This is a genomic window from Vibrio marinisediminis (genome assembly GCF_014050145.1).
GTDB classification, from domain to species: Bacteria; Pseudomonadota; Gammaproteobacteria; order Enterobacterales; family Vibrionaceae; genus Vibrio; species Vibrio marinisediminis.
This window is the reverse complement of record NZ_JACFYF010000017.1, coordinates 25,715-51,004: the sequence shown is the minus strand read 5'-3', so window position 1 is coordinate 51,004 and position 25,290 is coordinate 25,715. Positions and strand designations below refer to the sequence as shown.

Annotated in this window: 24 protein-coding genes and 1 tRNA gene; 16 read left to right on the top strand and 9 right to left on the bottom strand. The window is 44.0% G+C overall.

Annotated features, from left to right (window positions below; translation table 11 throughout):
* Positions 1 to 141 precede the first annotated feature (141 nt).
* Positions 142 to 1,554 (bottom strand): pyruvate kinase PykF, encoded by a 1,413-nt coding sequence (gene pykF, locus H2O73_RS18175; RefSeq protein ID WP_182110346.1) that lies wholly within the window; start codon positions 1,552 to 1,554, stop codon positions 142 to 144.
* Positions 1,555 to 2,018: 464 nt separating this feature from the next.
* Here pykF and H2O73_RS18170 point away from each other — a divergent pair, with 464 nt between their 5' ends.
* The 3 genes from H2O73_RS18170 to H2O73_RS18160 all read left to right on the top strand — a co-directional run bounded on the left by H2O73_RS18170 (position 2,019) and on the right by H2O73_RS18160 (position 6,648).
* Positions 2,019 to 2,780, top strand: coding sequence for a DeoR/GlpR family DNA-binding transcription regulator (locus H2O73_RS18170; RefSeq protein WP_182110345.1), 762 nt, complete (start codon positions 2,019 to 2,021; stop codon positions 2,778 to 2,780).
* Between the two features lie 57 nt (positions 2,781 to 2,837).
* Positions 2,838 to 4,670: a glutamine--fructose-6-phosphate transaminase (isomerizing) gene (gene glmS, locus H2O73_RS18165; RefSeq protein ID WP_182110344.1), complete on the top strand. Its 1,833-nt coding sequence runs from the start codon at positions 2,838 to 2,840 to the stop codon at positions 4,668 to 4,670.
* 856 nt (positions 4,671 to 5,526) lie between these two features.
* Entirely contained in the window at positions 5,527 to 6,648 is a 1,122-nt protein-coding gene (locus H2O73_RS18160; protein ID WP_182110343.1) for a porin, read from the top strand.
* A gap of 75 nt (positions 6,649 to 6,723) precedes the next feature.
* Here H2O73_RS18160 and H2O73_RS18155 read toward each other — a convergent pair whose 3' ends face one another.
* Together H2O73_RS18155 and H2O73_RS18150 are read right to left on the bottom strand one after the other, a co-directional pair.
* Positions 6,724 to 7,794 (bottom strand): TRAP transporter substrate-binding protein, encoded by a 1,071-nt coding sequence (locus tag H2O73_RS18155; protein ID WP_182110342.1) that lies wholly within the window; start codon positions 7,792 to 7,794, stop codon positions 6,724 to 6,726.
* A gap of 373 nt (positions 7,795 to 8,167) precedes the next feature.
* Positions 8,168 to 8,611, bottom strand: coding sequence for an exoribonuclease R (locus tag H2O73_RS18150; protein ID WP_182110356.1), 444 nt, complete (start codon positions 8,609 to 8,611; stop codon positions 8,168 to 8,170).
* Between the two features lie 515 nt (positions 8,612 to 9,126).
* Between H2O73_RS18150 and H2O73_RS18145 the strand changes: the two genes are divergently transcribed.
* Entirely contained in the window at positions 9,127 to 10,503 is a 1,377-nt protein-coding gene (locus H2O73_RS18145; protein ID WP_182110341.1) for an NCS2 family permease, read from the top strand.
* A gap of 136 nt (positions 10,504 to 10,639) precedes the next feature.
* On the opposite strand, the gene H2O73_RS18140 is transcribed toward H2O73_RS18145, so the two are convergent.
* From H2O73_RS18140 to rpsU, 5 genes are all read right to left on the bottom strand, one after another.
* Positions 10,640 to 10,715: transfer RNA gene (locus H2O73_RS18140), tRNA-Ile, on the bottom strand.
* A 144-nt stretch (positions 10,716 to 10,859) separates the two neighbouring features.
* Entirely contained in the window at positions 10,860 to 12,725 is a 1,866-nt protein-coding gene (gene rpoD / locus H2O73_RS18135; protein WP_182110340.1) for an RNA polymerase sigma factor RpoD, read from the bottom strand.
* 98 nt (positions 12,726 to 12,823) lie between these two features.
* The gene (dnaG, locus tag H2O73_RS18130; protein WP_182110339.1) at positions 12,824 to 14,587 is read right to left on the bottom strand and encodes a DNA primase; all 1,764 of its coding nucleotides are present in this window, start codon (positions 14,585 to 14,587) and stop codon (positions 12,824 to 12,826) included.
* A 130-nt stretch (positions 14,588 to 14,717) separates the two neighbouring features.
* Positions 14,718 to 15,161: a GatB/YqeY domain-containing protein gene (locus H2O73_RS18125; RefSeq protein WP_182110338.1), complete on the bottom strand. Its 444-nt coding sequence runs from the start codon at positions 15,159 to 15,161 to the stop codon at positions 14,718 to 14,720.
* A gap of 26 nt (positions 15,162 to 15,187) precedes the next feature.
* On the bottom strand, positions 15,188 to 15,403 hold the full coding sequence (gene rpsU / locus H2O73_RS18120) for a 30S ribosomal protein S21 (RefSeq protein ID WP_004396009.1): 216 nt from the start codon (positions 15,401 to 15,403) through the stop codon (positions 15,188 to 15,190).
* Between the two features lie 461 nt (positions 15,404 to 15,864).
* Between rpsU and tsaD the strand changes: the two genes are divergently transcribed.
* Both tsaD and H2O73_RS18110 read left to right on the top strand, forming a co-directional pair.
* Positions 15,865 to 16,881 carry a tRNA (adenosine(37)-N6)-threonylcarbamoyltransferase complex transferase subunit TsaD gene (gene tsaD, locus H2O73_RS18115; RefSeq protein WP_182110337.1) on the top strand — a complete coding sequence of 339 codons (1,017 nt, stop codon included), beginning with the start codon at positions 15,865 to 15,867 and terminating at the stop codon, positions 16,879 to 16,881.
* A 99-nt stretch (positions 16,882 to 16,980) separates the two neighbouring features.
* On the top strand, positions 16,981 to 17,796 hold the full coding sequence (locus tag H2O73_RS18110) for an alpha/beta fold hydrolase (protein ID WP_182110336.1): 816 nt from the start codon (positions 16,981 to 16,983) through the stop codon (positions 17,794 to 17,796).
* A 26-nt stretch (positions 17,797 to 17,822) separates the two neighbouring features.
* Here the strand turns inward: H2O73_RS18110 and plsY are convergent, their stop codons facing one another.
* Positions 17,823 to 18,437 carry a glycerol-3-phosphate 1-O-acyltransferase PlsY gene (gene plsY, locus H2O73_RS18105; protein ID WP_182110335.1) on the bottom strand — a complete coding sequence of 205 codons (615 nt, stop codon included), beginning with the start codon at positions 18,435 to 18,437 and terminating at the stop codon, positions 17,823 to 17,825.
* A 158-nt stretch (positions 18,438 to 18,595) separates the two neighbouring features.
* Here plsY and folB point away from each other — a divergent pair, with 158 nt between their 5' ends.
* The 10 genes from folB to H2O73_RS18055 all read left to right on the top strand — a co-directional run bounded on the left by folB (position 18,596) and on the right by H2O73_RS18055 (position 25,234).
* Positions 18,596 to 18,949, top strand: coding sequence for a bifunctional dihydroneopterin aldolase/7,8-dihydroneopterin epimerase (folB, locus tag H2O73_RS18100; protein ID WP_182110334.1), 354 nt, complete (start codon positions 18,596 to 18,598; stop codon positions 18,947 to 18,949).
* Entirely contained in the window at positions 18,946 to 19,428 is a 483-nt protein-coding gene (gene folK / locus H2O73_RS18095; RefSeq protein ID WP_182110333.1) for a 2-amino-4-hydroxy-6-hydroxymethyldihydropteridine diphosphokinase, read from the top strand. Before folB ends, folK begins: the two co-directional genes overlap by 4 nt.
* Positions 19,429 to 19,450: 22 nt before the next feature.
* Positions 19,451 to 20,254: an undecaprenyl-diphosphate phosphatase gene (locus H2O73_RS18090; RefSeq protein ID WP_182110332.1), complete on the top strand. Its 804-nt coding sequence runs from the start codon at positions 19,451 to 19,453 to the stop codon at positions 20,252 to 20,254.
* A 107-nt stretch (positions 20,255 to 20,361) separates the two neighbouring features.
* A complete protein-coding gene (ftsB, locus tag H2O73_RS18085; RefSeq protein ID WP_182110331.1) occupies positions 20,362 to 20,643 on the top strand; it encodes a cell division protein FtsB in 282 nt (93 codons plus the stop codon).
* Positions 20,644 to 20,645: 2 nt separating this feature from the next.
* On the top strand, positions 20,646 to 21,350 hold the full coding sequence (gene ispD, locus H2O73_RS18080) for a 2-C-methyl-D-erythritol 4-phosphate cytidylyltransferase (RefSeq protein WP_438696093.1): 705 nt from the start codon (positions 20,646 to 20,648) through the stop codon (positions 21,348 to 21,350).
* Between the two features lie 3 nt (positions 21,351 to 21,353).
* Positions 21,354 to 21,833, top strand: a complete 480-nt coding sequence (gene ispF, locus H2O73_RS18075; RefSeq protein ID WP_182110329.1) for a 2-C-methyl-D-erythritol 2,4-cyclodiphosphate synthase — start codon at positions 21,354 to 21,356, stop codon at positions 21,831 to 21,833.
* A 44-nt stretch (positions 21,834 to 21,877) separates the two neighbouring features.
* On the top strand, positions 21,878 to 22,924 hold the full coding sequence (gene truD, locus H2O73_RS18070; RefSeq protein ID WP_182110328.1) for a tRNA pseudouridine(13) synthase TruD: 1,047 nt from the start codon (positions 21,878 to 21,880) through the stop codon (positions 22,922 to 22,924).
* Positions 22,921 to 23,679, top strand: coding sequence for a 5'/3'-nucleotidase SurE (gene surE / locus H2O73_RS18065; RefSeq protein WP_182110327.1), 759 nt, complete (start codon positions 22,921 to 22,923; stop codon positions 23,677 to 23,679). Before truD ends, surE begins: the two co-directional genes overlap by 4 nt.
* 2 nt (positions 23,680 to 23,681) lie before the next feature.
* Positions 23,682 to 24,308, top strand: a complete 627-nt coding sequence (locus H2O73_RS18060; RefSeq protein WP_182110326.1) for a protein-L-isoaspartate(D-aspartate) O-methyltransferase — start codon at positions 23,682 to 23,684, stop codon at positions 24,306 to 24,308.
* 2 nt (positions 24,309 to 24,310) lie between these two features.
* Positions 24,311 to 25,234: a peptidoglycan DD-metalloendopeptidase family protein gene (locus H2O73_RS18055; RefSeq protein ID WP_182110325.1), complete on the top strand. Its 924-nt coding sequence runs from the start codon at positions 24,311 to 24,313 to the stop codon at positions 25,232 to 25,234.
* Positions 25,235 to 25,290: the final 56 nt, after the last annotated feature.

The following is a 25,290-nucleotide window of genomic DNA, read 5'->3' as shown; positions in this document are numbered from 1 at the left end:
CTACTTCAACCTTGAATCTGATTTAACGGTACGTAGTACTTTTGCGCGAATATACAGCGGACTGAATAGTGAGGCAAGCGGGTATATAAAAAAAGAGGGCATAGCCCTCTTTTTGTTTATTTGCAGGTATACATTTTAAAATTATAAAACGTGTACAGATGCCGTGTTAGTTGTGCCTGAAGCAACTAGTGCACCAGAAACCATTACTACGATGTCGCCTTTCTTACCAAAACCAGAACTTAGAGCGTACTCTTTACCGTTTTTGTAGAACTCATCAGTGCTGTCGATTGAATCAACTAGTACTGGACGAACACCTTTAGTTAGAACTAGTTGTGCCGCTGTTTTTGCATTGGTTGTAAGAGCAACGATGCTTGCTGTTGGGAAGTACTTACGTACTGAACGAGCTGACTTACCACCTTCAGTTGCAACGATGATTAGTGGAGCTGCTAGCTTCTCAGCTGTGTCTACAGCGCCTTTACATACTGCTTCAGTAATGCGTAGACGAGGGCTGTCTAGACGTGAACCTAGCTCAGCTTTAAGTGCAGAGTCAGTACGGTTCGCGATTTGAGCCATGATAGATACCGCTTCAACTGGGTACTTACCTTTAGCCGTTTCACCAGAAAGCATTACTGCATCTGTACCATCCATGATTGCGTTCGCAACGTCACCCGCTTCTGCGCGAGTTGGACGTGGGTTGTTGATCATAGAATCTAGCATTTGAGTTGCAGTGATAACCACTTTACGAGCGCGGTTACATTTCTCGATCATCATCTTCTGAGCGAAGATTACTTCTTCGGCAGGGATTTCAACACCTAGGTCACCACGAGCAACCATGATACCGTCAGAAAGTTCTAGGATCTCATCGAAGTTATCAACACCTTCTTGGTTTTCGATCTTAGAAATGATGTGGATGTTTTCGCCACCGTTAGCCGTTAGGATTTCACGGATTTCTTTAACATCTGATGCTTTACGGATGAAAGAAGCCGCTACGAAATCAACGCCTTGCTCACAACCAAATTTAAGGTCGTTCTTATCTTTTTCAGATAGCGCTGGAAGTTGCACAGAAACACCTGGTAGGTTTACACCTTTGTTTTCACCTAGAGCACCGTTGTTAAGAACTTTACACTTAACTTCAGTAGCAGTAGTAGAGATAACTTCCATCTCGATTAGACCGTCGTCTACTAGGATAGTGTTACCAGCAGATAGGTCTTGTGCGAAACCAGCGTAAGTAACTGCTACAGTATCTGTGTTGCCTACAACTGAAGTATCAGTTGTGAAAGTGAATTCTTGACCCGCTACTAGATCAACGTCGTTGCCGCCTTCTAGTTTGATAGTACGGATTTCTGGACCTTTAGTATCTAGAAGGATAGCCAGTTGCTTACCAGCAACTTCCATTACTTTGCGGAAGTTATCGATACGAACACCGTGCTCAGCGTAATCACCGTGAGAGAAGTTTAGACGCATTACGTTCATGCCAGCGTTAACAAGTTCAGTTAGCTTCTCTACTGATTCAGTTTTAGGGCCAATCGTACATACGATTTTGGTCTTTTTCATGGAAGATTCTCTCCGGTAAATAATATAGTTAAATTTAAATTCGGTTGTTTATAAAGAGTGCCCGTTCTTAACTGAACACTCATATCTGAAGCAAGTGTTGATAGGTTGCATTTTGTGCCTGCAAATTATCAGTGTAGTAACACCTTCTTTTTTTGCTCCAGTTTTGAAAGTCTTTTATCTAATTTAGTCATTTTATGACCAATCTGACCTTGTTGATGGCGGTATTTCTGTGATTTATGCCACCTTAACAGCACTTAAGTGCAAAAATAACGTCGATTTTTGTAATTTTTTTTCTTTTCGGTTGTGAATTCTACCACTGAATCAATTCAATATCACTGCTTAAGAATTGTCTTAGGACAAGGTTTTCTCTCTAAATATTAATTTTTTGCATCGAAATAAATGGACGTAAAAGTTTCGATTTGACTATAATAACTTTCGAAGCGAAACTTAAAGTCAGTGAGCAAATGTCAAAACGAAACACACAGCTAAGACGCCATGCTATTTCTGCCTTGGTTAATACTAAGGGCGAAGTCAGTGTTGAAGAGCTTTCACTCAAATTTGAAACCTCAGAAGTCACAATTAGAAAGGATCTTTCATCACTGGAACAAAACGGTCAATTATTACGCCGATATGGTGGCGCAATTGCATTGCCATCGGAAGTGGTGAGTGACGAACTGGATGGTAAAGTTTCGGTTCGTAAGATTGATTTGTCACTTGCGGCAGCGGAGCTAATTCGCGACCACAATCGAATTGTTATCGATAGTGGCAGTACAACGGCGGCATTGATCCAACAGCTAAATGACAAACGAGGTTTAGTTGTAATGACAAACTCACTGAATGTCGCTAACGCATTAAACGAACTTGAAAGTGAGCCACATTTGTTAATGACAGGCGGCACTTGGGATGCACATTCTGAGTCATTTCAAGGTCAAGTCGCTGAGACCGTCCTGCGTTCGTATGATTTTGATCAGCTGTTTATCGGCGCGGATGGCGTGGATTTAGATCGCGGTACGACAACATTCAATGAACTGGTTGGGCTGAGTAAAGTGATGGCTGAAGTTTCACGCGAAGTAATTGTGATGGTGGAGTCTGAGAAGGTAGGGCGGAAAATTCCAAACTTGGAATTGAGCTGGGGTGCTATTGATGTACTCATTACCAATAGTGACCTGCCAACAGAGCATCAGCAGCAGATCGAGTCACATGGCGTGCGTGTCATCCTCGCTTAATCAAATCAGGGCTTGTTTGCAGCCCATTGAACAAAATAAGAAATCGGAGAAAACTCTATGTGCGGAATCGTTGGTGCTGTAGCGCAGCGTGATGTGGCGGAAATCCTAGTAGAAGGCCTAAAACGTTTAGAATATCGTGGTTATGACTCTGCAGGTGTGGCAGTGGTTGATGCTGAATCAAATCTGACTCGTATTCGCCGCTTGGGTAAAGTCCAAGAACTTGCTGACGCCGTTGAAAGCGCAGAAGTGATTGGTGGTACAGGTATCGCTCATACACGTTGGGCGACTCACGGTGAGCCCTCAGAAATCAATGCTCACCCTCATATCTCTGGTGATATTACCGTTGTTCATAATGGCATTATTGAAAACCATGAAGAGCTACGTGCATTGCTACGTCAACGTGGTTATGTGTTTGAATCACAAACCGATACTGAAGTGATTGCTCACTTGGTTGAGTGGGAACTACGCAGTGCCGCTTCATTAATTGAAGCGTTGCAAAATACCGCAAAGCAGCTTGAAGGTGCATACGGTACAGTAGTGATGGATCGCAAAGACCCAAGTCGCCTAGTGGTAGCCCGCTCTGGCAGCCCTATTGTAATTGGTATTGGTGTCGGTGAGCACTTCCTTGCTTCAGACCAATTGGCACTGCTTAGCGTGACTCGTCGATTTATGTACCTAGAAGAAGGTGACATCGCTGAAATCACTCGTCGTAAAGTGACGGTGTTAAACCAAGCGGGTGAAGAAGTCGAGCGTGAAGTGATTGAGTCAAGTGCAGAACACGATGCGGGTGACAAAGGTCAATATCGTCACTTTATGCAAAAAGAGATTTATGAGCAGCCAACCGCTTTGATCAACACAATGGAAGGTCGTATTACTCACGATTCTGTTGTGACTGACGCAATTGGCGTCCATGCGAAAGATATCTTAAGCCGAGTTGAACACGTGCAGATTGTGGCTTGTGGTACCTCCTATAATGCAGGTATGACGGCGCGCTACTGGTTTGAAGATATCGCAGGTGTTAGTTGTGATGTGGAGATCGCCTCTGAATTCCGCTACCGCAAATTCGTGACTCGCCCGAACAGTTTACTGATCACCCTATCTCAATCTGGAGAGACGGCAGATACCTTGGCGGCATTGCGTCTAGCGAAAGAAAAAGGCTACATGGCAGCCATGACGATTTGTAACGTAGCAGGCTCATCTCTGGTACGCGAATCCGATTTTGCCTTTATGACTCGCGCTGGGGTTGAAATTGGCGTGGCCTCAACCAAAGCATTTACCACTCAATTGTCAGCTCTATTAATGCTGGTAACTGCACTGGGCAAACAGCAAGGACGTATCGATAAAGCGCGTGAATTAGAAGTTGTGCAAGCACTGCATGCCCTACCAAAACAAATTGAGCAGGCTTTGTCATTCGAAAAAGAAATTGAAGCATTAGCTGAAGATTTTGCTGATAAGCACCATACGCTGTTTTTGGGGCGTGGTGAGTTTTACCCAATCGCCATGGAAGCCTCTTTAAAGCTTAAAGAGATTTCGTACATTCACGCTGAAGCATACGCAGCAGGTGAGCTTAAACATGGTCCATTAGCGCTGATTGATGCCGATATGCCAGTGGTAGTGGTCGCACCAAGTAATGACTTGTTAGAGAAGCTAAAATCGAATATTGAGGAAGTGCGTGCTCGTGGTGGCTTATTGTATGTCTTCGCCGATGAAGATGCCGGTTTTGAAGCGGATGAAACGATGAAGATCATCACCATGCCGCACGTGAGTGATATTACTGCGCCAATTTACTACACCATTCCAATGCAGTTGCTCTCTTACTACGTCGCCTTGATTAAAGGAACTGATGTGGATCAACCACGTAACTTAGCCAAAGCCGTTACAGTCGAGTAGCCGAACTCGCTACAAAACGCTGCCCAAGTCTAGCTTCGGCAGCGTTTTTTGTGTCAACTTTTTATCATTTAGAAAAAAAGAACACGCCAAAATATTTAATTAATACCACTCAAGTTATTAACAAAGTAACAATTGCAATCTGGTATTTATATCAAACAATGCTAGATGTAACGGGCGTTGTGGTCGTATTTATATATTTCAAATCTATATGTATATTTCTCTTTCTATATTATATAATAATATAGTTTGAGTGTTTCTTTTTTAATATTATTAATTTAGTGCCCTAAATTAATAAATGAACTTTTTAATTAAAATATTTTTGTCTATTCAATAAAAAACAGATAGAGACTAGTTGTATATGAAAGTCTCCTTTTTTGTGATATTCGAAATACTTTATTATTATCTGCAGCGCTCATGATCACACTTATTTATTATTTTCATTCACTTAATATTATTTTTGTTTAAATATCATCCTGTCGAAATTAACCGCAATTAGTAATGAGATTCGAGATGAATACTGGTCGTGAAAATAAAAGTAGGTCGAGGTCAAGCTCTGTAGCTTGGTACACTCATGACTTCACTCTATCTATCCTACCTTCTTGTCAAAATCTATAGTCTTCCATTTTTGGACTTCTCGGTGGTGCCAGAAATTATATTAGCTCAGTAAATCAATAAATATTTAACACTTTGGATACAAAATGTCTAACAGTTACCGATAAGGTGATTTTATTGTACTAGCTGATGTTTCTAGTATTCATTCCTATTGCTATTAAGTTAAATCGACATTTTTGCCTGTAATAAATTAGACCAATTATAAATTTGGTTATAAATAATAATATCCAAATCGGAGCGTGGAATGAAATTTAATAAAAAGAAGATCGTACTTCTAACTAGCTTAGCGCTTTCTAGCCAAGCATTTGCTGCAACTGTTTACGAAAATGACACTATGAAAGTCGATATTTCGGGTGCATTCTTAATGGATTATTGGAAACCTGTACATTTACTTGATGACCATGATTTTAATACTAGCCGCAGCACACTAGGTTTTGGTGTTGAGCAGCAATTAGGTAACGGTTGGTCTGGCGATGTGAAATTTGAGTGGGACAACCTCACCAGTGCACCGTCAGATGAATCTGGAACCAAATCAGATGACCAATTCCGTACTCGTTTAGGTTACTTCTCTATCCATAACGAAGAGCTAGGTAGCTTGCGCTTTGGTAAACAGTACTCTGTGTACCACGATGTGGCTGGTTACATGGATAACTTAATTGTATTCGATCCAGATGCAACACCACTCTTTAGCGATGGCAAAGATGGTGGTTTCATGGCGACAGCACGCGGTGATGATCTAGTTACTTACCGTAAGAGCTTTGATAACTTGAATCTTTCGGTTCAACATGGTTTCAAAGGCGTTCAAAACACGAGTCAAGACGTGAAACGTGATTCGAACTATGCACTTGCCGCAAGCTACGATTTTGACAATGGCATTAGTTTAGGTGCCACTCATATGGTGAATAAAATCAAAACGACTGCTGGCACCATGAATCTTGAAGCGTCTGATGAGCAAAAGATCACTACTGTAGCGGTTAAGTATTCATACGAAGCTTTCAAAGTAGCAGCGGCTTACACTGATGGTACTAAAGCGCATGAAACTGATCTATTAGCGTATAGCTTTAATGCTGCGGATCCGAATACTCCGCTGAAGACCAACAAATACGCAGATGCTGAAGGTATGGATATTTATGCAGAGTACTACTTTGCTATCGGTCTTCGCCCATATGTTTACCTATCAAACGTAGATTTTGATGATGGCTCTATTCAAGGTGAGCGTAGCATCTACTCTATGGGTTTAAGCTACCACGCAGCGCCTAACTTCATCATTTCTGGTGAAGTAAGAAAGACTTCAGAAGAAGATGTAGATTTAGCAGGGAAGCATGAAGACACATTGACTGGTATCACAGTAATTTACGCTTTCTAATTTCACTTTAGTGTAAAAACAAACTGCCGTAAAAAAGCCAGAGCCGATTTAATCGCTCTGGCTTTTCATTATGACTTAATTGCTGTTGAGATAAGCCTTGGTAGAAATATCGGTCCAAGAGCGAACCTTGCTCAAATATTGACGTTGAGATTCAATAATACGTTTTGCCTGTGGGTCGTTAGCGGCAAACTCATCAAGTAGAATTTCTTTTTCTTGATTGAGCCGTTTAATCACCTCCGGTGGGAAATCGAGCACTTTGATGTTGGGGTACTCTTCACTCATAGATGCCCAGCTATTGGCATTGGCATCAATCGCTTGGGTGTACATATCAAAGGCAGCCACGCGGAAGGCGGTTTCTAAGATCACTTGAATATCTTTAGGTAATTTTTGCCAAGTCTTCTTATTTACTAGGAACTGAGTTTCTGAGCCTGGCTCATGCCATGCAGTGTAGTAGTAAGGGGCGATTTTATGAAAGCCCATGCGCAGATCAAAAGCCGGCCCTACCCACTCAAGGGCATCAATGGTGCCACGTTCTAGTGAGGTGTACATTTCACCCGGTGCAATGTTGGTTGGTTTCGCTCCCACACGAGCCATTACTTCGCCAGCAAAACCCGGAATGCGAATCTTGAGACCTTTTAGATCATCGATGGTCTTAATCTCTTTTTGAAACCAGCCACCCATTTGAATATCAGAGTTACCGCCAGGGAAAGAGAGTAGGTTGTGTGGCGCGTAGACTTCTTGCATCAACTCCAAGCCGCCACCGTGATAGAACCAAGCGTATTGCTCTGTCGACATCATGCCAAAGGGCATCGCTGAGAAGTAAAGGGTATTTGGCACCTTACCTTTCCAGTAATAAGACGCTGAGTGCCCTAAATCATACTGCCCCGATTTAACCATATCGAACACGCCTAATGGCGCTTTATGTTTGTTGGCTGAATCGATGCGGATCTGTATACGACCATTGGACATTTCTTCAGCGAGCTTGGCTAAGTTTTTTGAAGCATCGCCGAGGATTGGGGTGTTGGGTCCCCAAGTTTCTGCCAGTTTTAAGCGATACACGGTTTCTTGTGCGAATGCGTTTAGCGAGCTTAAGCTGAACGACACAGCTACAACGCCGGCTAACGCATGTTTGGTCCATTTATTCATTGTTGTCACTTCCCATATTGACTACTTTATCGTCAGTAGAGTTAAAGTTCTGATCCGATTCGTCAAGCGTCAAATATGTAGGTCGTTGCCAATGCAAAGAATAAGCTATGGTAAATTCTACAAAGCATAGGAGAGTGTTTCGATAGCGAAAGCGATGCGTGTTGTTCGTGATAGGTTATTTGGACACGCTAGAGAATGATCGCTTTTTTGTATTTGTAGATATGATCACGGCAAAGCCTATCGACTTTGCCGCCGGGGGATTAGTGGTGGTGAGCTAGATTGTATTCTAGCGAGGTGACACCGATTTTTACATCAGAAGACAGACTTGATGCCAGTTTAGAATCACAACACTCACTAATCGTTGCCTATTTGATCATGCTTGCGCAATTTTCGAGTATTGACGCAGTAAATCAGTCAGCGTTGTGACCCATTCAAGCGTGTTCTCAGGACTTTGCTTCAAAATAGCTTCAACATGGTTACAGTGAACTTGCAGTGAAATTGCACGCTCCAAATGAAAGGAAACCGCATAGAAATGCCACAGAATCAGTCGCTGCATGCGCAGGGTATTTTGCGCTGCGTTCTCGGAATCTTGGAATAACGCGGGCAGTTGGCTAAGCGCAATAGCATTGAGGCGTAGCATTGCATCAAGTTGAGCTTCTTGTAGCTTATCTTCTGATTCAGTTTCTTCCCCATCGAAGGTAAAGATCTCACTTAAGTACTCTTCAGGTACTAAGCGGTGAATCATACGTAGGCTGAGTTCTTCTAGCTCTTCACGGGCTGTCGTTGATAAACAATCAAAGGTGTAGTCGCGCTGCATCATCATTTTCTTCATATTTTCAGTATGCAGATATTGTAGCGATTCTTGGTTATTTTGCTATCTATCATCAATGTGAGCTCAATGATCTATTGAATTGGCAAACAACTTAAAGAGTGACTGTAAATTGCACAATACAAATGACAATAACTTGATTACGGAATCGTTTGCTTTAATCGGTTAAATCGCTTGTCATCAGCAAAATTACCATGTATTTTCCCGCCTTTAATCAGCCCTACTTAATGTAGGTGTTCTGTTTTAACCAGATTTATACCCGTCATACTTGAAGTTGCAGCGGTGTTGGCTGTGTTCGTGCGCCCCAATCACATAGTTCACCTATGCTCAGGGGGACTTTCTTACTTGCCGCCTACCTGCACCTTCAAGTTTCTTGGGTATAGCGGCTTTGTTAAATATCTAAAAATGACTCATCCGAACCAAGCATTGCGGTGGTTCTGGGTAAGTAATTACTTACTAATGCTTCTAATGGTATTTAGTCATAACATCGAATAGGAAAAATCATGTCTGACAAGACCCCATCTCAGCCAGAGAATAGTCAACAAGCTTTATCTCCAACAGGAAGTAAGCTGGACCAGTACTTTTCAATTACCCAGCGAGGAAGCAATGTCCGCCAAGAAGTGCTGGCGGGTCTGACAACGTTCTTAGCAATGGTGTACTCGGTGATTGTAGTTCCAAGTATGTTGGGCGCGGCTGGATTTGATCAGGGTTCTGTTTTCATCGCTACCTGTTTGGTCGCTGCATTTGGTTCATTACTGATGGGCTTATGGGCAAATCTACCAATGGCGATTGGTTGCGCTATCTCACTGACCGCGTTCATGGCATTTAGCTTAGTGCTAGGGCAGGGTGTTTCAATTCCAGTTGCCTTAGGCGCTGTATTTTTAATGGGTGTGGTATTTACAGCGATTACCGTAACTGGTTTACGTCAGTGGATTTTGACTCACTTACCGGTTGGTATTGCCCATGGTACAGGGATTGGTATTGGTCTGTTTTTGCTTCTTATCGCAGCAAACGGTGTTGGTCTGGTTGAGAAAAACCCAGCGGCAGGCTTACCAGTTAAGTTTGGTGATTTCACATCATTACCAGTGCTGATGTCAGTATTAGGTCTAGCGGCGATTTTTGGTTTAGAGAAGCGTCGTGTTCCTGGTGGTATTTTATTGGTGATCGTTGCGATCTCAGTCTTCGGTCTAATCTTTGATCCTAACGTAACTTACCAAGGTTTGTTTGCTATGCCTTCTTTTGGTGGCGAAGGTTCGTTATTTGGCTCGATGGATATCATGGGGGCATTTAGCCCGCTGGTTCTGCCTAGTGTTTTAGCGCTAGTGATGACGGCAATTTTTGATGCGACAGGCACGATTCGCGCGGTTGCTGGCCAAGCGAACTTGTTAGACAAAGATGGCAACATCATTGATGGTGGTAAAGCGCTAACTTCTGATTCAGTGAGCAGTATTGTTTCTGGTGTTGTCGGTGGTGCGCCTGCGGCTGTTTACATTGAGTCTGCAGCTGGTACGGCGGCTGGTGGTAAAACAGGTCTAACCGCAGTTGTGGTTGGTTTGTTGTTCTTGCTAGTGCTATTTATCTCGCCAATTAGCTACCTAGTGCCAAACTATGCTACAGCACCGGCACTAATGTACGTTGGTTTGCTAATGCTGAGTAATGTCAGCAAACTCGACTTTGGTGACTCAATTGATGCATTGGCTGGTCTTGTGTGTGCGGTATTTATTGTTCTAACTGCAAACATCGTAACAGGCATCATGCTTGGCTTCCTATGCTTGGTATGCGGACGAGTGGTTGCTGGTGAGTGGAAGAAGTTAAGCTTCGGTATCGTATTGCTGACAGCGATTCTAGTTGGCTTCTATGCGGGTGGCTGGGCAATTTAGTTAACGCACTAAAATGACTCGGATAAAGATTGATAGGCTGGCGAGATTCGTCAGCCTTTTTTATATCTTGCTGCGAGAGAATGTTTTATTGAGTTATAAAAAAAGCCCGTAGATTTCTCTACGAGCTTTTCAAATTTGGTGGCCCCTCCCAGACTTGAACTGGGGACCAATCGATTATGAGTCGACTGCTCTAACCACTGAGCTAAGGGGCCGAATTAGGTGAACGATTATAGGGGATGAGCCTTGGAGTGTCTAGCCACTACAGGGGTTAATTCCGCTTAGTTTTTATTCAGTTAAACCGATTAAATATAAAAAAGGTGAGCTATTGCTCACCTTTCATCACGATAGAGTACGAATTACTCGTCTAGGAAGCTGCGCAGGGTTTCTGAACGGCTAGGGTGACGTAGTTTACGCAGTGCTTTCGCTTCGATCTGACGAATACGTTCACGAGTAACGTCGAACTGCTTGCCCACTTCTTCTAGAGTGTGGTCAGTGTTCATATCGATACCAAAACGCATACGCAGTACTTTCGCTTCACGAGGTGTTAGACCTGCTAGAACGTCTTTAGTTGCTGCACGTAGGCTTGTTGCCGTTGCAGAGTCTAGAGGTAGTTCTAGAGTGGTATCCTCGATAAAGTCACCTAGGTGCGAATCTTCGTCGTCACCAATTGGTGTCTCCATAGAGATTGGCTCTTTAGCGATCTTCAGTACTTTACGGATCTTATCTTCTGGCATTTGCATGCGCTCTGCCAGTTCTTCTGGTAATGGCTCACGACCCATCTCTTGTAGCATTTGACGAGAGATACGGTTTAGCTTGTTGATCGTTTCGATCATGTGTACCGGAATACGGATAGTACGAGCTTGGTCAGCGATAGAACGCGTGATTGCCTGACGAATCCACCATGTAGCGTAAGTTGAGAACTTGTAACCACGACGGTATTCAAATTTATCAACCGCTTTCATTAGACCGATGTTACCTTCTTGGATTAGATCCAAGAATTGTAGACCACGGTTGGTGTATTTCTTCGCAATAGAGATTACAAGACGTAAGTTCGCCTCTACCATCTCTTTCTTCGCACGACGAGCTTTCGCTTCACCGATAGACATACGACGGCTGATGTCTTTGATGTTTTGTACAGTCAGAGACGTCTCTTCTTCAATCATTTTAAGCTTCATGATTGAACGACGAATATCAGCATCACTTAGTTTGATCTTGTCTGCGTATGGCTTGTCAGACGCAAGTACTTCGTCTAACCATGCTTCATTTGATTCATTACCCGTAAATAGAGTGATGAATGACTTCTTAGGCATTTTGCCGTATTCAACAGTTGCCTTCATGATTAGGCGCTCTTGAGTACGAACTCGTTCCATAGAAGTACGCAGTTCTTCTACTAAGTAGTCAAACTGTTTAGGCGTTAGACGGAACTCTTTGAATACATCGATAACAAGCTCGTGCGCAATTTGTGCTTTCGGGCTTTCTTTACCGTGCTCATTTGCCGCTAACTGGTAATTCTGGAATGTGTTGCGAAGTGCCGTGAATTTCTCAAGAGCAAGCTCTGGATCGATACCCGTATCTTCTTCTGTCTCTTCTGAATCGTCAGAATCGTCAGAATTTTCATCTTCATCTTCGTCTTTATCTTCGTCTTCAAGATCTGATTTTTGCAACTCTGAACCGATGTGTGTTGCAGTCGGTGCAGCTGTTTCATCTGAATCTGGATCAACAAAGCCTGTAATTAGGTCTGTTAAACGAAGTTCTTCCGCTTGAATCCTATCAAATTGCTCTAGGATGTAAGGGATAGTACCAGGGTATTCCGCAACGGCGTTTTGAACTTGGTTGATACCATCTTCGATACGCTTCGCGATGTCGATTTCGCCTTCGCGAGTTAGTAGCTCAACTGTACCCATTTCGCGCATGTACATGCGTACTGGGTCAGTGGTTCGACCGATTTCGCTTTCTACGCTTGAAAGTGCTGCCGCTGCTGCTTCTGCTGCGTCTTCATCGGTAATAGTGTCATCATCATTTAGTGCTAGATCATCAGCATCCGGAGCAGTTTCTACCACTCGGATACCCATGTCATTGATCATTTGAATGATGTCTTCAACCTGCTCAGAATCTACGATTTCTGCAGGCAGGTGGTCGTTAACTTCTGCGTAGGTCAGATAGCCTTGTTCCTTGCCTTTAATGACAAGTTGTTTCAGCTGTGACTGCGGATTTTGATCCATAGACGGTATCCAACTTAGTATTTGGTGAAGGAATTAGTATGCGATATGCAAACCATACATATTAACAAATTAATTGATTGCTGCCTATACAAACAGGGTTACGCTTTCAAATCTAGCATTAGCGCTAGTAGCTCCCTTTTCTCTTCGGCTGATAAACCGATGCTTCTTTCTTTGGCCTGCAGGTTTTCAATTTGTTTTTCGACGCACTGAGACAGTATTCTGTCCAATGAGTCTAAAAATATATCTGTTTCATTGTCGTCATCGAGAGGTATTTGCCATCCCGCGAGACGTAACATCAGTGCTGACTGACTACTATTTCGCCATTGCTCAAGCAATTGACCTGTAGTGATATTGGGGTGTTGTTGACAATATTCAAGCACCTCAAGTAATAAACTTAGTCCAGGAACTGTTAGACTCTTCACACTACTTAAATCCGGTACCATATCAGCATAGCTCGGATTTTGAATTAGCAAAGCGATTACTTCTCGCATTGGCGTTCGTTTAATCTCTTGGTGTGGGAGTGGGCGAGCTTCTTTTTGAGCTTCTTTACTGATTAGCTGCTGAAGCTGGCGTTCGTCCATTAAACCAAGACGCTTACCTAATAAGTCACGTAGATAAAGGCGTAACGTACCGCCTGGGACTTTATCAATCAGCGGAACAGCAAGGCTAGTTAGCTTTGCCATGCCTTCTCTACTTGATACATCGACCTGTTGCATGAGCGAACTGAACATGAATTCTGACAATGACATTGCCGAGTCCATTTGCTGTTCGAATGCTTGTTTACCTTGCTGACGAATAAAAGAGTCTGGGTCTTCACCGTCAGGCAAAAACATAAATTTGAGCTGTCGACCATCCGTCAGGAAAGGTAAGGCATTTTCCATTGCTCGCCATGCGGCTTCGCGACCTGCTCGGTCCCCATCATAACAACACACGACAGTACTGGTTTGTCGAAATAATACCTGCAAGTGATCGCCGGTTGTTGACGTACCAAGCGAGGCTACTGAGTAATCGACGCCATATTGCGCTAAAGCGACCACATCCATATAGCCTTCGACGACGAGGATTCGAGGGGGTTCACGATAAGCTTGCAATACCTCATAAAGACCATACAGCTCTTTGCCTTTATGGAAGATAGGCGTTTCCGGTGAGTTAAGGTATTTAGGTGTACCGTCACCGAGAACTCGTCCACCAAAGCCAATCACTCGTCCACGGCGATCACGAATAGGGAACATTACGCGACCACGGAAGCGATCGTAGCGATTGCCTTTATCGTTTTCGATCAGCATGCCACCGCTGACCAGCATCTCTTGCGTGGCCGGTTGTTGACCGAAATTTTTACGAACCAGATCCCATTCATCAGCGACGTAGCCAATACCAAATTTCTGTACGATCTCACCTGAGAGTCCGCGATCTTTTAGGTATTGAATGGCGATCTTGCTGTTTGGTTGTTTGAGTTGATCGCGATAGAACTGACCGATGCTACCCATAAGATCATACAAACTGCGCTTTTGATCGCTGCTCGCTTGTGGTTGATCATTGCGAAAGCCGCCGCCTTGGCGTTGTTCACGCGGGACATCCAAACCAAGGAATGAGGCTAATTCATCAATCGCTTCAACAAATTCAAGGCGTTCGTATTCCATCATGAAGTCGATGGCGTTGCCATGCGCGCCACAACCAAAACAGTGATAGAACTGTTTTTCTTGGCTTACGCTAAATGAAGGAGTTTTTTCATTATGAAATGGGCAACAAGCGCCGTAGTTCTTGCCTTTTTTCTTAAGTTTCACGCGTGCGTCAATGATATCGACAATATCAAGTCGAGCTAGAAGGTCATCAATAAAACTGCGAGGGATGTGTCCAGCCATAAAACCTAACAAAAAAGAGAATGAGTAGTGAGATTAAGACAGATAAGTATCTCAGAAATTCCTTTATCCAGATACAAACAAGCCGTGCGATCCAATGGAGTGCACGGCTTGCTGCAATAAGGTTGGGTAATTAAGCAAGTTTAGCGCGAACTAAACCACTTACTTTACCCATATCTGCACGCCCTTGAATTTGTGGTTTAAGAACGCCCATTACTTTCCCCATGTCTTGCATGCCCGCCGAACCAGACTCAGTGATCGCAGCTTCAATAAGCTGAGCCACTTCATCATCAGTTAGCGGTTGAGGCATAAAATCCTCAAGTACGGTAATTTCAGCGCTTTCCACATCGGCAAGATCTTGACGACCTGCTGATTCGTATTGAGCGACAGAGTCGCGACGTTGTTTAACCATTTTGGTCAGCACTGCAAGAATGTCGTCATCGCCCAGAGTGATCTGTTCGTCAACTTCACGTTGCTTTATTGCTGCGAGAGCTAAACGTATAGTGCCAAGGCGTAACTTATCCTTGGCTTTCATCGCTAATTTTTGCTCGTCTTTGAGTGTATCAATTAGAGCCATAACTAGGTTCCTTTAGGAATTAGTTATTAGTACAGGCGAACGCGACGAGCGTTTTCGCGAGCTAGCTTCTTAGCGTGACGCTTTTGAGCTGCTGCTTTAGCACGTTTGCGAACTGTAGTTGGCTTTTCGTAGTGCTCACGACGACGCACTTCAGAAAGGATGCCTGCTTTTTCACAAGAGCGCTTGAAACGACGTAGGGCAACGTCGAACGGTTCGTTTTCACGTACTTTAACTATTGGCATATGCCTTTCACCTCAGGGGTTATTCGTTAACGCTGGTATCTGAAACCCAAACAATGCTGTTCGGTCTATAACCAGCTTGATCAAAAATGGTGCGGAATTTTAATCCGATCACTATGGCTTTGTAAAGCACTTTGTCGAGTATACACCCATGTAGTGCCAAGGTGTAGTTCTGCATAACATGCATTGCTGGCAAAGGGTTAAGGCTTGTTTGTCAGTTATCATTTTTAAATCAGAATGTTAGTACATATATTAATCAATGAAATCGTACCTAACATCCCCGCTCTTTGTTCAAGCAAAACTAGGCACATAGCGATGTTTATCCTTACAAATACGGGTAAAAAATGGATAGAAGCTGTACAGAAAAAGTGGAGAGATCCTTTGTACAAAATTTGTTTGCGAGGTCAAGGCGGGGTAAGATTGGCGCCAATTTGCAACTATTGAAGAAACATCCCGAGTAGACCATGCGTATTATCGGTATCGAAACCTCCTGTGATGAAACGGGAATTGCCATCTATGACGACGAGAAAGGGCTGCTTTCTCATCAATTGTACAGTCAAGTAAAGTTGCACGCTGATTACGGCGGTGTGGTTCCTGAACTAGCGTCTCGCGATCATGTAAAGAAAACCATTCCGCTGATCAAAGCCGCAATGGCAGAAGCGAACCTTGAGCCAAAAGATATTGATGGTATTGCTTACACTGCCGGTCCTGGCTTAGTGGGGGCACTTTTAGTCGGCGCAACCATTGGTCGCAGTCTTGCTTACGCATGGAATATACCTGCTGTTCCTGTTCATCACATGGAAGGTCACTTGCTGGCGCCAATGCTGGAAGATAACCCACCACCATTTCCGTTTGTCGCGGTATTGGTTTCCGGTGGTCACTCAATGATGGTTGAAGTTAAAGACATTGGCGAGTACAAGATCCTTGGCGAATCGATTGATGATGCGGCAGGTGAAGCCTTTGATAAGACGGCGAAGTTAATGGGTCTTGATTACCCTGGTGGTCCTTTACTGTCTAAGCTGGCAGAAAAAGGTACACCAGGTCGATTTAAGTTCCCACGTCCAATGACTAACGTGCCTGGGCTAGATATGAGCTTCTCTGGTTTAAAAACCTTTACTGCTAATACGATTGCGGCAAATGGTGATGATGAACAGACGCGTGCAGATATTGCGTTGGCATTTGAAGAAGCGGTGTGCGCGACCTTGTCGATCAAATGTAAGCGAGCATTGGATCAAACGGGATTTAAGCGCATTGTTATTGCCGGTGGCGTGAGCGCGAACAAGCGATTACGAGCTGAATTAGGTGCGTTGGCGAAGAAGATTGGTGGTGAGGTGTACTACCCACGAACTGAATTCTGCACCGACAACGGCGCGATGATCGCTTATGTTGGCATGCAGCGTCTGAAAAATGGTGAAGTGGCGGATCTTTCCGTGCAAGCCAAACCACGCTGGCCAATTGATCAACTTGATCCCATCGTTTAATACAATTATTAAAGGTCGCGTTTAAGCGGCCTTTTTTACAAAACGCCAATGTGATCGGCTTTGATCCTCAAGTAAAAATAATAATCAATGGATAGAAATATGAACAAATTTTCAGTTGATGACCGCCAAATGGCTTATCTCGATGTGGGGCAAGGACCAGTTGTTGTGTTTGGACACAGTTACTTGTGGGACAGCCAAATGTGGGCACCACAAATTGAGCAATTTAGCCAATCGTATCGCTGTATTGTGCCTGAGTTTTGGGGGCATGGAGAGTCTGATTGTGCACCGCAGGCAACTCGAACACTGAAAGATTACGCACAGCAAGTGCTCGCACTACTTGATCACCTTGATATTGAAGAGTGCATTCTAGTGGGTTTATCGGTGGGCGGAATGTGGGGGACTGAATTGGTCACACTCGCTCCTCAACGAGTAAAAGGCTTAGTGCTCATGGATACCTTCGTTGGCTTAGAGCCTGAAGTTGCACATAAAAAGTACTTCACAATGTTAAGTACGATTGAAAACGAGCAACAGGTGCCTGAATCAATCATTGATGCCATCGTGCCGCTGTTTTTTGCTAACAATGCAGAGCAAGATAATCCGCAACTCGTTTCTACTTTTAAACAGAGCTTGGCTGACATTCAAGGTGAAAAAGCGCAAGAGATGGCACGTATCGGGCGGATGGTATTTGGGCGTCGTGATCTTATCGATGAACTAGAAAAATTTGCCTTGCCAGTCTTGATTGCAGTTGGACAAGAAGATAAGCCAAGACCGGTACTTGAATCTTACTTAATGGCAGATTGTGTCGCTGGCGCAGAGTTCATTCAGATCCCTAAAGCTGGGCATATTTCCAATTTAGAACAGCCTGAATTTGTTGGTAATATGCTGGAAGGCTTTTTCGCGCGCGTTTACTCTTAAGTAATACTCACGGCGATCAAGATAGATCAAGTCTCTTTAGGGGCTTGATCTATTTTTTTCTCGCCTAGTTTTGGCTCAGTACCGTCATATAAGCGGCGTATATTTTGGTGGTGGCGGAAGACAATCAAACAACACAACATAGCGACTGGCAAGGTGTATTGAGGCTTGACCATCCAGGTGTACATAGGTGCCAATAAGACGGTAACCAATGCAGCAAAGGATGAATAGCGGAAGATCAACGCGACAACGATCCACGTGGCAATGACCATTGCGGTAAGATCCAAACCGATCGGCGCGATCGCACCTAATGCTGTAGCAACACCTTTTCCTCCTTTAAAGTGGAAAAATAGTGGGTACATATGCCCAAGGCAGGCTGCTATCGCGACAAGCCCCAGCATGATCGGATCAATCTGTAAGAAATACCCGCCCCAAACAGGAATTGTACCTTTCAGCATGTCACACAACAGTACTGAGATAGCGGCTTTTTTCCCACCAATACGTAAGACATTCGTAGCTCCCGGATTGTGAGAGCCGACTTTGCGAGGGTCTGGTAAACGTAGAACACGACAGATCAAAACCGCACTTGAGATCGAACCTAACAGATAGGCTGAAATGATCATGGCAAGTGCTAGTGGCGTCATAGAAGGTAAACTCGATGAAACAGATGTTTAAAAAGCAAGTAGTTGCTATCATATCGCGCTTGTTGCGAGCAAACTACTCGTCACAAGCATAAGTGAGTTAAATAGTACGTTTTTTTATCTTCAATAGGTATCCGACCTGTATTAGGAAGTCATTAAGCATGGATAAAGTATTCATTGAACAATTAGAAGTGATCACTACCATCGGTGTCTACGATTGGGAACAAGAGATCAAACAAAAGCTTGTACTCGATATTGAGATGGCTCATGACAACCGACCTGCGGGTAAAAGCGATGATGTAATTGATGCATTAGATTACGCACAAGTGAGTAGTGCGGTAATCGAACATATCGTCAATGGTCGTTTCTTATTAGTAGAGCGTGTTGCCGAAGAAGTAGCAGAATTAATTATGTCGCGCTTTAACGTGCCTTGGATCAAAATTCGATTGACTAAGCCGGGTGCTGTGCCACAAGCGAAAGGTGTGGGTGTTGTGATTGAGCGAGGAAAGCAATGATCACCGCCTATATTGGCGTTGGCTCGAATTTAGAGCGAGAAAAACATATTGAAGCCGCAATTGTTGAATTGTCTCATATCGGAGAAGAATTGCGTCTTTCTCCGATTTATGAGTGTGAGGCAGTTGGCTTCAACGGTGAGGCTTTTTACAATCTGGTGGTGGAAATGAAAACCGCAATGGAATTGACGGATTTTTCACGTGCCCTTCGTAAAATTGAACTTAGATGGGGACGCAAGGAAGACGCAGCTAAGTTTGAACCACGCACATTAGATCTTGATATCATTTTGTTTGGTGAGCATGTTTCGCGGCATAAGCCGCAGATACCTCGTGATGATATCTACCAATATGCGTTTGTCATCCAACCTCTATATGAATTATGTCCAAATTTGGTGGTACCAAATGATGGACAAACTATAGCGCAAATACACCAAAAAGCGGGCCATATGGAGTCGCTTAAGATCGTTGCGCCATGGTTTTGAATGAATCTTTAATGAGTTTTTAATGAGTTATTTTGAAGCGTTTATATTGGCGTTGATTCAGGGTTTTACTGAATTTTTGCCTATATCGAGTTCTGCCCACTTAATTTTGCCGTCGGTAGTATTAGGTTGGGAAGATCAGGGCTTGGCATTTGATGTTGCTGTTCATGTCGGAACGCTAGCGGCGGTCATGATCTACTTCCGTAGTGAAGTTGTCAGTTTATTAAGAGCCTTCTTTGGTTCGATTTTTAAAGGTAATCGAAGTAAAGAAGCCAAGCTCGCATGGATGATCTTTTTAGCGACAATCCCAGCTTGTATCTTTGGTCTATTGATGAAAGACATCATTGAGATCTATTTGCGTAGTGCTTGGATCATCGCTGTGACAACGATCATTTTTGGTTTGTTACTTTGGTACGTTGATAAAAAGTCAGCCCTTGAAGATGATGAATACCAAGCGACATGGAAAAAAGCCTTGTTTATTGGTGTTGCTCAAGCATTAGCAATGATCCCTGGTACGTCTCGTTCAGGGGCGACAATTACCGCCGCTCTTTATCTTGGCTTTACCCGAGAAGCCGCGGCTCGCTTCTCATTCTTAATGTCGATCCCAATCATCTTATTAGCAGGTGGTTACTTGGGGATGCAGTTGGTGACAAGTGGTGAGCCAGTTCACTTTGGCTTCTTAGTCACTGGTATCATTACCTCGTTCATCAGTGCCTATATTTGTATTCACTTCTTCTTGAAGATGATTTCGCATATGGGCATGACCCCATTTGTGATTTATCGCCTTCTTCTTGGTGTCGGTTTGTTTGCTTTTCTTGCAATAAACTAATCAATTTAACCGATCCTTCTGAGACCGCATATCAACCCAATCTCGCGCCAATCGCGACATTGTGGTATATATGTGGTCTTTCTTTTTCTCTTTTCTAACAAAATTTTATGCGAGCTTTTGCACTGATCTTATTGTTACTTTTAGGCTGGCTTCAGTACACCTGGTGGCAGGGTAAAAACGGTATGGTTGACTATCAAACCGTTAGCTCTGAGATTGAAGTACAAAAACAAGTTAATGCGAGCCTGACATCCCGTAACAACGAGATGTTTGCCGAGATTGATGACTTGCGTCAGGGGCTTGATGCCATTGAAGAACGCGCAAGACATGAACTTGGCATGGTTAAAGAGGGTGAAACCTTTTACCGCATGATTGGAGAGGAAGAGCAATAATGATGATTAATCCCTCTGATTCGATTGTTGCTATTGTGCCTGCTGCGGGTGTCGGCAGCCGAATGAAAGCCGGCAAGCCTAAACAATATTTAATGATTGGCGGGCTAACGGTATTAGAACACACACTGCTTAAACTTCTCGATCACCCTCGAATAAATAAAGTGGTGGTTGCCATTACCGACGGTGACCCATATTTTTCTGAGTTGGCAATTGCCACACATCCTGATGTGGTAAGAGTTTCCGGTGGGCGAGAGCGCGCTGACTCGGTATTATCCGGTTTACAATACGTGCAGCAACATCAACTCGGTGAGTGGGTGATGGTGCATGATGCGGCGCGACCATGTGTTCGCGAAGCAGATATAAATACACTGATCGACGTATCACAAACGCATGAAGTTGGCGGTATTTTGGCTTCCCCAGTGCGTGATACGATGAAACGAGCAAACGGAAATAATAATATTGAACATACCGTTGATCGTGAAGCGTTGTGGCATGCGTTAACCCCACAAATGTTTAGAGCTGCTCTACTGACGCGCACTTTATCTGAGGCTTTAGCCGAGGGTGCTATCATTACTGATGAGGCATCGGCGCTGGAGTGGGCGGGTTATCACCCCGCTTTAGTCCAAGGTTCGGCGGATAATATCAAGATTACCCAACCTGAAGATTTGGCGTTAGCAGAGTTCTATCTTGAGCGAAATAAAGGATAACCTATGATGCGAATTGGTCACGGCTTCGATGTACATAAATTTGGTGGTGAAGGTCCGGTAATTATTGGTGGTGTTGCTATTCCTTATGAGCAGGGTTTAATTGCTCATTCTGATGGTGATGTTGCTCTGCATGCGCTTTGTGATGCATTACTTGGCGCCATCGCTGCTGGTGATATTGGACGTCACTTCCCCGATACCGATGATAAATGGAAAGGCGCAGATAGCCGAATGCTGCTGCGTGATGTTTATCGCCGCGTAAGAGAGCAAGGCTACTTGCTGGGGAATGCGGACGTCACCATTATGGCGCAAGCGCCGAAAATGGCGCCACATATCGAAAGTATGTGCGCCGCGATTGCTCAAGATTTGGAAACCGAGATTGGTAATGTCAATGTGAAAGCAACCACGACAGAGCGCCTTGGTTTTACTGGACGTAAAGAAGGCATCGCTTGTGAAGCGGTGGTTTTATTGGTCAAACAAAATTAATTTAGATCGCCAGTTACCTCAGGTACTAGGCGATGGAAACCATCATGTCAGATATTTTATCTTCGCTCGCTTATTTAAATGGCAAGCCAACGGCTCAAGGCAAATTAAAACTTAAGCCAGAGCACTTTCAAGTAAACGAGAACTTAGGCTTTGATTTTACGGGTGAAGGCGAACACCTAATGGTGCGCATCCGCAAGACGGGCGAAAACACAGCCTTCGTTGCTAACGAGTTAGCGAAAGCGTGTGGTGTTAAATCAAAAGATGTTAGTTGGGCGGGTTTGAAAGACCGCCATGCGGTAACAGAGCAGTGGTTGAGTGTGCATTTACCGAAAGGTGAAATGCCAGATTTCAGTGCTTTCCTAGCGCAATACCCATCGATTGATATTGTCGCAACCGATCGTCATAACAAAAAACTTCGCCCTGGTGATCTGGTTGGCAATGAGTTTGTGGTAACGCTCTCGGAAGTGACCGACGTTGAAGAAGTGCTTGCTCGCTTAGAGAAAGTGGCGATAACAGGCGTGCCAAATTATTTCGGCAATCAGCGTTTTGGTCATGATGGTAACAATGTCGATGAAGCTCGTCGTTGGGGGCGTGAAAACGTCCGTACTCGCAACCAGAACAAGCGTAGCTTGTATCTTTCTGCGGCTCGTTCATGGATATTTAATGCGATTGTTTCTGCTCGTATTGAGCAAGGCTCTTTTGATCAAGCGATCGATGGTGATTTACTGCAAGCGGGTAATGAGTTGTTACTCATTGAGAGCGCGGACTTGGCTATTGCAAACGAGAAAGTCACGGCGGGTGAATACCAGATTACCGCAGCAATGGCCGGTGACAATGCGTTACCAACCAAAGCACAAGCACTGCAATTAGAGCAACCTCAGATTGATGCTGAACCTGATTTGATGGCGCTGATCCGTGGTAACCGTATGCGTCACGATCGTCGTGAAATTGCGCTCAAAGCACAAAACTTGTCATGGCAAGTTGAAGGTGATGAAGTCACACTGCGTTTTGCTTTAGATTCCGGTTGTTTTGCTACTGCAATCGTCCGTGAGCTTATTGAAGAAGTAGAAGTCGAGCGTGTTTATTCATGAGTGAATCACGCTTAAAAATCTTATTAAGTAATGATGATGGCGTGCATGCTGAGGGTATTCATACCCTCGCTAAAGCTCTTGAGCCTTTTGCCGACATTATCATTGTCGCACCAGACCGAAATCGTTCTGGTGCATCGAACTCGTTAACTCTTGAGCAACCACTGAGAGTAACGCAAATTGTACCCAATACATATTCAGTGCAAGGTACACCAACAGATTGTGTCCATTTTGCACTAAATGAACTGATGAAAGATGATTTGCCAGATTTGGTATTGTCGGGCATTAATCATGGTGCCAATTTGGGTGATGATGTGCTTTATTCTGGTACCGTAGCGGCGGCAATGGAAGGGCATTTCTTGGGTGTCCAAGCCATTGCTCTTTCTCTCGCAGGAAAAGAGCATTTTGCTACGGCGGCGCAAGTGGCAATCGAGTTAGTACAACAACATCTAAAGCAGCCGATCCCAACCAATCGGTTGTTGAACGTCAATATTCCTGACCGTCCATACTCGGAATTGGCAGGGACAGTAGTGACTCGCTTAGGTGCCCGTCACCATGCTGAGGATATGATTAAACAAAAAGATCCTCGAGGGCATGATATCTATTGGTTAGGTCCTCCAGGGAAAGAACAAGATGCTGGGGAAGGTACCGATTTCTTCGCGATAGAACAGGGGTTTGTTTCTGTTACGCCTCTTCAAGTTGATTTAACGGCGCACGAATCTATTGCGACAATGTCCCATTGGTTAAAAGGTAATTAGTAATGGCAAACCCACATGCCGACAAATTAATGCAGTTGCTTGTCGCGAGTGGCATTCAAGATCAAGCGGTGCTTGACGCAATTTATAAGCTACCGCGAGAGAGTTTTGTTTCTCAAGCGATGATGCACCAAGCTTATGACAATAATGCGCTTCCTATTGGTCATGGTCAGACGATCTCTCAGCCATATATTGTGGCTAAAATGACTGAAATTCTTGAACTAAAACAAGAGAGTAAAGTCCTAGAGGTAGGTACAGGTTCTGGTTATCAAACCGCCGTGCTTGCTCAGTTAGTTAACCATGTTTATTCCATTGAACGAATCAAAGCACTGCAATGGGATGCAAAGCGTCGCTTGAAGCAGTTAGATATCTATAACATTTCAACGAAGCATGGTGACGGTTGGCAAGGCTGGGCGGCGAAAGCCCCTTTTGATGCCATTATTGTAACGGCTGCTGCAGAAAGTATCCCACATGGATTGCTTGAGCAGTTGGTAGACGGTGGTATTATGGTGATCCCTGTGGGAGTTGATGAACAGCAGTTGCTAAAAATTACTCGTCAAGGTCAAGAATACCTATCTGAATTAGTCGAAATGGTTCGTTTTGTTCCATTGGTTGCAGGTGATCTCGCTTAATCATGCCTAATAAATCTCGTTCATTATTGATGTTTGCGTTGAGTTGCGCCCTAGCCGGATGTGCGGCTCATTCCCCTGCGCCAGTATCAAGTTTGAATAAAGATTACGACTCGATCTCACGAGGCAGTTATCGAGGCAGCTATTACGAAGTGGAAAAGGGCGATACGCTTTATTTCATCGCTTATGTTACTGATCGTGATGTAAATGAGATTGTCCGCTATAACCATTTGCAGGTTCCGTACACCATTTATCCAGGGCAAAAATTAAAACTTTGGCAGCCTGCTTACCAGCCTCCAGCTTATGCAGGAACAGGGGCTGGTGGAAAATCAACCAAAGCGGCTGCAGCAACAACTGCGGCAGTTGTAACCGCAAAGCCTATCGTTTCGAGTAAAAACTCAAATCAACAAGTTACGAAACCAACCTCAAGCAATACTAAACCAGTAGCACAGAAAGCTACGACGAAAGGGGTTGAACAATCTAAACCAAAGGAGTATGTTGGTTCTAAAGGTAAACAAAATGTTAACAATGCCGTCAATAAGCCGGCAACAAATAATGTTAAAGTTACCAAATGGTTATGGCCAACGAAAGGGAGAGTAATTAAGAATTTTTCGTCGGGAGACCAAGGCAATAAAGGGATTGATATCGCAGGACAGCGAGGACAATCCATATCATCAACCGCTGCGGGTACCGTCGTTTATTCAGGAAATGCGTTAAGAGGTTACGGAAACCTCGTGATAATAAAACATAATGATAAATTTTTAAGCGCGTATGCGCACAACGATCAGTTGCTAGTAAAAGAAGGTCAAAGTGTTAAATCTGGCCAAAAAATCGCAACGATGGGCAGTTCTGGAACCAACAGTGTTCGCTTGCACTTTGAAATTCGCTATCAGGGTAAGTCGGTAAATCCGAAGCGTTACTTACCATAAGATTTGCTAGAAGAGGACGACCAAGGGCATTAGATGTATAAAATGTCTTGCTAGCT